This window comes from Actomonas aquatica (assembly GCF_019679435.2).
Taxonomy (GTDB): Bacteria; Verrucomicrobiota; Verrucomicrobiia; order Opitutales; family Opitutaceae; genus Actomonas; species Actomonas aquatica.
The window spans coordinates 4,927,599-4,937,017 of the sequence record NZ_CP139781.1; the positions used below are offsets into that span (position 1 = coordinate 4,927,599).

7 protein-coding genes are annotated in these 9,419 nt (G+C 66.1%); 1 reads left to right on the forward strand and 6 read right to left on the reverse strand.

Annotated elements, in window-relative coordinates:
- Positions 1–41 precede the first annotated feature (41 nt).
- Complete coding sequence (locus K1X11_RS18840; protein WP_221030709.1) at positions 42–1,736, reverse strand: glycoside hydrolase family 9 protein; 1,695 nt, start codon at positions 1,734–1,736, stop codon at positions 42–44.
- A 192-nt stretch (positions 1,737–1,928) separates the two neighbouring features.
- Between K1X11_RS18840 and K1X11_RS18845 the strand changes: the two genes are divergently transcribed.
- Complete coding sequence (locus K1X11_RS18845) at positions 1,929–4,685, forward strand: phosphoenolpyruvate carboxylase (protein ID WP_221030710.1); 2,757 nt, start codon at positions 1,929–1,931, stop codon at positions 4,683–4,685.
- A 150-nt stretch (positions 4,686–4,835) separates the two neighbouring features.
- Here the strand turns inward: K1X11_RS18845 and modB are convergent, their stop codons facing one another.
- The 5 genes from modB to K1X11_RS18870 form a co-directional block, all read right to left on the reverse strand.
- Positions 4,836–5,537, reverse strand: a complete 702-nt coding sequence (modB, locus tag K1X11_RS18850; protein WP_221030711.1) for a molybdate ABC transporter permease subunit — start codon at positions 5,535–5,537, stop codon at positions 4,836–4,838.
- A gap of 27 nt (positions 5,538–5,564) precedes the next feature.
- Entirely contained in the window at positions 5,565–6,368 is an 804-nt protein-coding gene (modA, locus tag K1X11_RS18855) for a molybdate ABC transporter substrate-binding protein (protein WP_221030712.1), read from the reverse strand.
- Positions 6,365–7,687, reverse strand: coding sequence for an alkaline phosphatase D family protein (locus K1X11_RS18860; protein ID WP_221030713.1), 1,323 nt, complete (start codon positions 7,685–7,687; stop codon positions 6,365–6,367). The genes modA and K1X11_RS18860 overlap by 4 nt, the downstream gene beginning before the upstream one ends.
- Positions 7,688–7,799: 112 nt before the next feature.
- Entirely contained in the window at positions 7,800–8,150 is a 351-nt protein-coding gene (locus K1X11_RS18865) for a DUF3127 domain-containing protein (RefSeq protein ID WP_221030714.1), read from the reverse strand.
- A gap of 77 nt (positions 8,151–8,227) precedes the next feature.
- Positions 8,228–9,406, reverse strand: a complete 1,179-nt coding sequence (locus K1X11_RS18870; RefSeq protein ID WP_221030715.1) for a hypothetical protein — start codon at positions 9,404–9,406, stop codon at positions 8,228–8,230.
- Between the last annotated feature and the right edge of the window lie 13 nt (positions 9,407–9,419).

A 9,419-nucleotide genomic window follows, 5' to 3' on the forward strand; every position in this document is an offset into this window, starting at 1 on the left:
TGGTCGGGTTGTCAACGGCGTTGCCGCGGGCTGGGGCCGATCTACGGTTGGTAGAACATGGCCAGGGCGTAGACCATGGAGGCATCCCAGTTGATGGCGTTTTCGTTGGTGCGGTAGCTGGGCATCTCGTCGAACCAGTCGGTTTCCTTCGGGTTCGGTCCACCCACGAGGTGACCCGGCCAGGGGGCGTCGATGTCGTCGCCGGCGCTGGGGCGATGATGCGGGTGGAGCGGCGGCTCGTGGCCGTCGCCGGTCACGAAGGAGCGGGCGAAGGGATTGCGACCGTAGAGGTAGGCGACCTGATTGAAGGCGGTGTCGCGGTAGATCGCGGCGTCGGTTTCGCGGTGGGCGGCGTCGAGCAGGACGGCGAAGTTGGCGATGGCGCCGTTGACGCCCCAGAAGTTGTGCGGCGTGGCGCGGCCGTAGGCGTGCTGTTGGCTGCGAACCACGATGGCGTCGGCGGCACGTTGGAGGTCGGCGACGAGGTGGGCGCGGGTGGTGGGATCGGCGGCGGCGGTGTCGCTGGCGAGCCAGGAAAGCAGACCGAGGTTGCCGGCGTTGCCCCAACCCCAATCGACTTCAAAGATCGGTTCGGCGGAGCTGAGGATGGCGGCGAGTTCGGCCTGTTCGTCGGCGGTGAGGAAGTCGGTGCCGAAGGCGAGGCTCAGCTCGAGGAGGCCCCATTGGTGATTGCTGGCAGGGTCGGCGAAATAACCGCCGGTGGAGAACATGGAGGTATCGGGATGTTCAACCGGCATGGCACGGGCGGCGACCCAGGCACGTTGCGCGGCGTCGAGCCAAGTCTGCGCGTAGGCGGCGTCGAAGGGCGCGTAAACGCGGGCGATCATGCAGCCGAGCGCGGCGAAGGATTCGGTGGCGTAGCGGCTGTTGGGGCTGAAGTAGCGGGGGGCCGGGTTCTGGTGGGGCAGGACCATGCCGCCGAAGTGCAGGGTGGTGAGCTTGTGGGCGACCTCGCCGTTGGGCATCTGCATTTTGAGCTGCCAATCGAGGTTGTATTTCAGCTCGGCGAGGTAGTCGGGCAGGGCGCCACCGTGCTCGGGAATCATGGGCAGCTCGAGTTGGCCGAGAGCTGCGGCGTGTTTTTCCCAGGCGGCGAGCATGACGCCGGAGGTGAAGGCGGAGTTGACGGTGTATTTGCCGTAATCGCCGGCATCGTGCCAACCACCGGTGCCGTCCTGACGTTCGCCGGCGCGGGCCGGGTCGTTGTAGTCGAGGTAACCGTCTTCGAGGTGGCAGGCCGGGTAGCTGTAGGTGTTGCCGTTCCAGGTGAGCTTCACGGCTTGGCCGCAGCGTTGGCCATAGAAGCCGGCCATGAGGCATTCGAGGGAATGGTTGAGGCTCTGGTCGCCGATGGTGAAGGCGGGGGAGTCGGGCAGACCCGGCACGCGCAGGATGTAAGAGCCGGATTGGCGGAAGCCGCTGAAATCGGCGGTGCGGGCCTGCTCGTCGGTCTCGGGGCTGGCGGTGACGGGGCCGAGCGAACCGGAGAGGGCGGTCTCCTGAGAGGAGGCATCGATGAGGGCGAAGGATTCGGCGTCGTCGGCGCCGACCACGGTGGCCTGCTTTGGGGAGTCGGGCAGATAACCGACGGTGGACAGTCGCACGCCGGGACCGGCGGGGTCGGTGGCCGGCAGAGAACCGGCGGTGGCGGCGGCCGTGGCAGAGGCCAGGAGACGGAGAGTCCAGCGATGGCGGAGGCGGCGGATTTGGAGCATGGCGGAGTCGAGGTTACGGGGAAAAGGGGGAGGGGAAGTGACGATTTATCGATAAACCAGGATAAGAGGTCAACCTCCACCGCGTGCTGACAATTGATTGCGGTTGAGGTTGCATCGCGGGTTGTGGGGATCACCGGGCAGAATCGGCCGTTCCGGCTGGCATGGGCGTGTGTCTTGCTCATGGTGCGCGCCATGTCTGCTCGCACCAATCACCCCCTACGCGAAGAAGGCTTCCGGGCTCTCCGGGAGGAGTTGCACCTCTTGACCAATGGTTTTGCCGCCGTCCTGCGCCGGATGGGCGAGACGGAACTCGCCGATGTCCTACCCTGGGTCGGCGCCAAGGCCGAGCAGGCGGGCGACTTCAAACGCTCCCTCGGGCAGGCGTATTCGATCGCCTTCCAGCTGCTCAACATCGTCGAGGAGCGCACGGCGGCCCGCGTGCGGCGGCGGCGCGAGATCAAGTCGGGTCCGCAGGCCGAGAAGGGCCTCTGGGCTGACAACCTCGCCCACCTCTGCGACCTCGGACTCAACGAGGACCAGATCCTCGAAGTGCTGCGCGATGTGACGGTCGAGCCCGTGCTCACCGCCCACCCGACCGAAGCCAAACGCGCCACCGTGCGTGAGCTGCACAAGGAAATCTACCGTCTGATCAACGCCCACGAGAACACCGACTACACCCCGCGGGAGTTGGCGCGGTTGCGGCACCACATTGAGACGCGCCTCGAGAGCCTGTGGCGCACCGGCGAGATCCAGGTAACCCGACCGACCATCGAGGCCGAGTTGGACAACGCGCTGCACTACCTGCGCGACATTTTTCCGGAGGCGGTGAAACGCAGTCACGTGCACCTGCGCGAGGCGTGGAGCACGCACGGTTTTGATGCCGACCGGTTGGCGGAAGCGGGCAGCTTTGTGCGATTCGGCACGTGGATCGGCGGCGACCGCGACGGGCATCCGTTTGTGACGGCCGACGTCACGCGCTCGTCGCTTTCGCAGCTTCGCCACAACGCTCTGCGCGTGCATCGCCGCGGCTTGGAAACCTTGGCCACCGACCTGCCGTTGAGCTCACTCTTTCAGGCCCCGCCGGCCCCGCTGGCGTCGATGATCAAACGTATTGAGCGCGAGTTGAAGGCGGCGCCGACGGCCGAGGTCGAAGCGATCCGTGACCGCGATCGGGAGGAGCCGTGGCGCCGCGCGACTTATCTCATGCGGGAGAAAGTCCTGCAGGCGATGGCGGATCCGGATGCGCCGGGCGCCTACCAGAAGCCGGCCGAACTCGATGCCGATTTGCAGGTGTTGGCCGAAGCACTCACCGAGATCGGCGCGGCTGCGCTGGCCCGCGATTACATCGAGCCGCTGCGCTGCCAGCTGCAGGTGTTTGGGTTTCATCTGGCGACGCTCGACGTGCGCCAGAACTCCGCCTTCCACGAGAAGGCGCTGGGGCAATTGCTGGAGGCCGCGGGCGTCGTCAAAGCCGCCGAGTTTGCGGCGTGGGACCGCCCGCAAAAACGTGCGTTGCTCGATCGCGAACTGGCGTCACCGCGCCCCTTTCTGGCCGATGGGGCGAAGGTGGGCAGCGAAGCCGAAGCGGTGCTCTCCTGCTACCGGGTGCTGGCGGCGCATGTCGCCCGTCACGGGCGCGACGGACTGGGCGCGCTCATCGTGTCGATGACGCGCTGCACCGAGGATCTGCTCACGGTTTACATGCTGGCCCGCGAGGTGGGACTGGCGCAATGGGAGGACGGCCAGCTGCGCTGTCCGCTGCCGGTGGTGCCGCTCTTCGAAACCATGGGCGACCTCGAAGCCGGACCGGGTATCGTATCCGATTTTCTGGGACACCCGGTTACGCGGCACAGTCTGGGTTTGGACGTCGCGGGCGAAACCGCCCCCGCGCGGCCGATCTTCCAGATGATGGTGGGTTACTCCGACTCCAACAAGGACTGCGGCATTTTCGCGAGTCAGTGGGCGTTGCATCGCGCGCAGCACGAGCTCGCGCAGGTGACGCAGGCGATGGGCGCGAACCCGGTGTTTTTCCACGGTCGCGGTGGCACGGTGGGGCGCGGCGCGGGACCGACGCATTGGTTCATGGAAGCGTTGCCGGCGGGCTCGCTGCACGGCTGTTTGCGCATGACCGAGCAGGGTGAAACCATCGCGCAGAAATACGCGCACCAAAGCTCGGCGGTTTACAACGTGGAGTTGCTCATGGCCTCGGCGACGGCGACGACGGCGGCGCATCGTTTTGGCGCGGATCGCGACGAATCGCTGTGGCCGCTGCTCGATCAAGTGGCGGGCCGGAGCCGCGATGCGTATCGTGAGCTGCTGCATGCGCCGGACTTCATCGCGTTTTATCGTGAAGCCACGCCGATCGATGCGCTCGAAAATGCGCGCATCGGTTCGCGGCCCTCGCGGCGCACCGGGCAAGCTTCGCTGGATGATCTGCGTGCGATTCCGTGGGTGTTTTCGTGGACGCAAAGTCGGTTTTATCTGCCGGGGTGGTTTGGCGCCGGCTCGGCGTTGGAGCGACTGCAGGCGGAGGACCCCAAAGGTTTTAAGCAGCTGTGCAAAGCGGCGCGCGCGATGCCGTTCCTGCGCTACGTGCTGACCAACATCGAAAGCTCGGTGGCGAGCGCGAATGTGGAGATCATGGAAAGCTACGCCGCGCTGGTGAGTGATGCGGCGGTGCGCGAACGCTTCATGAATGTGATCCGCGGCGAGTATGATCGCACGCGCAACATGATGAAGGAGATCTTCCGCGGCACCTTTGAGGAGCGCCGACCGCGGCTGGCGTTTACCTTACAGATTCGCGAGGAGGCGTTGGTCCAACTGCACCGTCAGCAAGTGAACCTGCTCAAGGAATGGCGGGCGCTGAAAGGCCTCGAAGCCGAAGCGCTGCTGCCGGACCTGTTGCTCTCGATCAACGCGATCGCCAGCGGCCTGCGCACGACGGGCTGAGGGTGGAGGATTTTCTTTTTACAGGAGGTAAGGTAGCAAAGAAAGCAAAGGTCCCGGCGGGCCACTTCTCTGTAGCCAGTCTCGTTGAGGCCGGGCCGGGGTTAATGACCCCGACTACAACATTGAACGATTTTCGCCGCGCGAACGCCTTCAGTAGGTTCGGCGTCGTTGCAGAACGGATACGATGACCAGGAGGACGAAGGAGAGGACGAGCAGCGTCGCGGCGAAGGCGTGGGCGGACGGGTAGTCGAGCTTTTGCACTTCGTCGTAGAGGGCGATGCTGGCCACGCGGGTTTCGCCGGCGATGGAGCCGCCGATCATGAGCACGACGCCAAATTCGCCGAGCGTGTGCGCGAAGCCCAGCGTGAGTCCCGCACCGATGCCGCGGCGGGCGAGGGGCAGGTGCACCCGCCACCAGGTGCGCCAGGCGGTCGCGCCGCTGGCCCGACTGGCGTCGAGCAACTCCGTGGGCACCGCGCGCAGGGCGGCTTGAAAAGGCTGCACCGCGAAGGGCAGCGAATACACCACCGAGGCCAGCACGAGGCCTTCGAAGGTGAAGGAGAGCGGCTCGCCGGTGAGTGCGACCCACCAACTGCCGGGCGGGTGTTGGGGCGAAAACGCGACCAATAGGTAGAAGCCGATTACGGTCGGTGGCAGCACGATGGGCAGCGTGACCAGCGCTTCGAAGATCGGCACCAGGCGGTTGCGGGTGGAGTTGAGCCAATGCGCCAAGGGCAGGCCGAGCAGAGCGAGGAAACCGGTCGTGACTGCGGCGAGTTTGAGCGTGAGACCGAGCGCCTGCCAGAGTGGCGGCGACAGCCAAAGGGTGCTCAACACGGCGGTGGATTCCATCACACGCTCAGTGAGCGGGTTTTGTGCCTAGTCGTCGATGCCGGGATTGGTTGCCGGTGGCGCGGGCGGAGGGGCGTAGCCGTGTTGCTGCAGCAAAGTCTGAGCGGGTGGGCTGAGTAGCCAGTCGAGAAACACTTGCGCATCCTCGCGGGACGAGGCGCGGTGCAGGATAACGGCAGTGTGATTCAGTGCTTCGGTTTCGACGGTGAGCACCAAGCAATCGGCGGGGGAGTCGACGGCGTTGCCAACGAGTAGAGAGAGCGCGACGAAACCGTAGTCGGCGTTGCCGCTGGCGACGAAGTGCAGAGTTTGCGCGACGTTTTCGCCGGTGACGAGGCGGGGCTGTAGCGCATCCCAGAGCTCGGCCTCGCGCAGGAGTTGACGAGCGGCGCGGCCGAAGGGGGCGGTGTCGGGTTGGGCGATGGCGATGCGACGCACGGCGGGGTCGAGCAGGGCTTGTGTCCAGTCGGCGGGAGCGCCGTGAGGGGTGGGCCAGAGCACCAGTTGGCCGGTGGCAAAGGGGATCACGCTGTCGGCGGTGGCGTCGCCGCTGGCGACGAGCGTGGCCGGGTGGTCGGGGTCGGCCGCGAGGAAGACATCGAAGGGCGCACCGTGGCGAATCTGGGCGACGAGGTTGCCGGTGGCGCCGAAGGAGGCGCGCAGATCGAGCTCGGGGTGGGCGGCCTCAAAGGCGGCTTCGAGCGGCGCCATGACGCGAGTCATGTTGGCGGCGGCGGCGACGCGGAGGGGGCGGGGACTGGCGGCCAGAGTGCTGAGCGCGAGCAGGCCAAGCAACCCGCTGCCAACGATCACACGGCGGACCCGACTCATGGCAGGGAGGGGACGCGGAAGGTGACCGCGGTGCGCAGCTTCTCGCGGCTGTGTTGGTTCATGCCAATGAAGGTGGCGGTGATCGACAGGCGCTCATCTGCGATGTCGATGAGCCCAAAAAACTCTTCGGTGGGGTCGGGCTCGATGGGGCCTTGGGTCCAGTCGCCGGAGGTGGGTGAGGTGGGGCGCAGGTCGATGTCGCCGACTTGAAACTCCGGCAGCACGAAGGGGGTGCTGCCGCCGGATTGGGCGGCGAGGGCGCCGGCGTTGGCGCTCACCCAGATGACGCGGTCGATTGCGTTGGCAATGAGCCAGTCCTTGAGGGCGGCTTTTTCGGCGGGGAAATTGGCCCAGGATTCGACTGCCGGGTCTTCGGCGTTGGCGGCGTCGGCATGCCACGGGACCGATGATAACACGAGCGTGAGGGCGTGGGTTTGTTGGGCGGCGGCGAGCTCACGACGTAGCCAATCGTTTTGCCAGAGACCGAGCATGGTGCGGGTCGCGGGGTCGCCGGTCGACTCGCGGGCCGAGCGGGTATCGAGCACCAGCACGCGCACCCGACCGATGGAGAAGGCCTGCGCGACGGGACGCTCGTTGAGTGGGGTATCGCCGAAGAGCGCGCTGCTGTCGGCCGGGAAGGGATGGTGGGGCGTGAGTTGGCGGAAAGCGTTTTGGGCTGAACGACCGGAGGTGGCGCCGCGCTCGCCGTAGTCGAAACGATCCCACGTGTAGACCAGCGGCACACGACGCACGAGTTCGGCGCGGGCGAAGGAGTCGAGCGAGGCGAGGTAGGCCTTGGTAAAGTGGGCGGGGTCGTCGGCCTGTGGGGTGGCGTTGTGCAGGTTGCCCAGCTGCACGAAGAAGAGCGGTTTTTGGTAACCGATCTCAGCGAGTCCTCCGGCCTCGGAATCAGCCTCGGAGCCGCCGGCGACGGCGAAACGGAAGGACGTGGGTTGGCCTTCGAGCGGGAAGGTGCGCAGCTCGCCGATGCGTTCGTATTCGCGTTGGTTACCGGCCCGCACGCGGTAGTAATAAAGCGTGTCGGGCTCGAGGTTATACAGCTTGTAGCGAGTGAGCAGGGGGATGTCCTGCGGGCGCCGCGGCTGTTCCGGCACGGAGGTGAAGCGCGTGAAGTCGCGCACCTTGCTGATCTCGAGACTGGTGAGGCGCGACTCGAAGAGCACGAGGTTCACCTCGGCCGAGTAGGGAGTGATCGCTCCGCTCCACGGACCACGGGCGACGAGTTGGGCGAAGCTCGGGGTGGCGCTCAGCAGGCACAGGCCCACGAAGGCGAGGAGTGGCAGCATGCGGCGGCGCATGGTGGAGGCGGGACGGCGAATCGAGTCGAGGAAGGGAAAGGGCTCGCGCGACGACGCTATGGTGTGGTGGCACCGGCGGTCGCGCGAGCGGAGTGGTGGGCGTGAAACCGGCTTAGAACGGCGGTTCCTCGTCCATGTTCCCGGCATCCATCTCGGGCTCGCGCAGGGGAGGACCGTCGTCGGGACCGGATGCGCTGGCGCCGCCGGACTCGATTTTCCAAGCGTTGAGATTCACGTAGTAGTTTTCCTTCCACTCGCGGCCGCGGATGTCGAAGGACACTTTGATTTCGTCGCCGACCTTGAGCGGATCGAGGAGGTTGGTCTTGTCCTTGACGGTCTCGAACTTGATGTCCTGCGGGAAGCGACCGTCGGGGACCGTCAGCACAAACTCCCGCTTGTTGAAGCCGCTGCCAAAGGTCTGCTCGTCGAAGATTTTTTTAATGGTTCCGGAGATTTCGAACATGAGGCCCACAACGTGAAAGCGGGGCGGGCGCTCGGCCAGAACGCATTTGGCGTTTTTTTGGCTTTCCCGGATACGCCCTATGGAACGCGCTGTTCGCGGGCCTGCTCGGTGAGTTGGTCCACGATCAGGTGGCCGGCGATCGCTACGACCACGACGTAGAGCACGACAAACAGCGTCTTGCGCAGCTGGCTTTCGTCGGCCCGCGGGGAGGACACCTTGCTACTATGATGGCGCACCCAACGGCGGACACCGCGACGTCGTCGCCGACGCGGCGGAGTCGTCCCAGCGGCGGTCGAGTCCGGTCTCTCTGCGGTCGAGGACGATGATTCGGCGGTCGAGGTGGAGGCGCCTTCGGGCTCAGGATAGGGGAGCAGCAGCGGCGCCCCGTCGTAGGTGGTGTGGATCAACGCGGGGCCGTCGGTCGGCGCGGCGATCTGTTGCAGAATCCAGGAATCGAGGGAAGCGGGGTGGTGGGTCCCGGGGGCGGCGATGGGCGGAGCCCACGTGATCATGTTGACCACCCGGGCAATTTGGGCGGTGAGCGGACCGAGGCGGGGGCCCAGTCCGAGGATCGCCAGAACCTGGCCGTCCGTATGATGGCCGAGTGACATGCGCAAGGGGGCCACCAGATCGTCGAGGATGGTGGAGGGGAATTCCGTCCAATCAAAATCCTCGTTGAACATCAGGTCGAAGGCCGAGCTGCGAAAGTGGAGATCGAGGTCGCGCTGGACCAAGTCGATGAGCCGGTTGATGCCCGTGGGCACCTCCTCGAGATGCACGCGGCCGTCGGGGCAGAGTTTCACCAGTTGCGAATCGTCGAGTCCCAGCGCCCATAACCAGATCGGGCGGCCAGCGTCCATCGCCTGTTGCCGGAGGGAGATGGCGGTGGCGAGCCAAAGCGGGGACGCGTGGGCGGCTCCGGCCCGCATGGCGTCAACGTCGGCGGACGGAGCGACACAGTTGAGCCACTCGCCGAACCCGGTGAGACGAGCAGAGGCCACGCTCATCGTGGTGGAAGAGGTGCGGCGCAAGTCACTGAGCGTCAGGCGATCGCGCCCGGTATCGACCAGGAGCGGACAGTCGGCGGGCACGGTCGTCGGCGCCGGCGCGGACGGGTCACTAACGGGAGGTGGGGCCGGTTCCAGCCGCAGGGGGCCGCGGCCGAGGGCGGGGTCAATGGCTTCGTCGCTCAGATAGCACCGGGTGGTCGGAGTGTGGAGCCCGAGGGCAAGACGTTGACTGGGTTCGGACGTCATTGGAGCGGTGCGG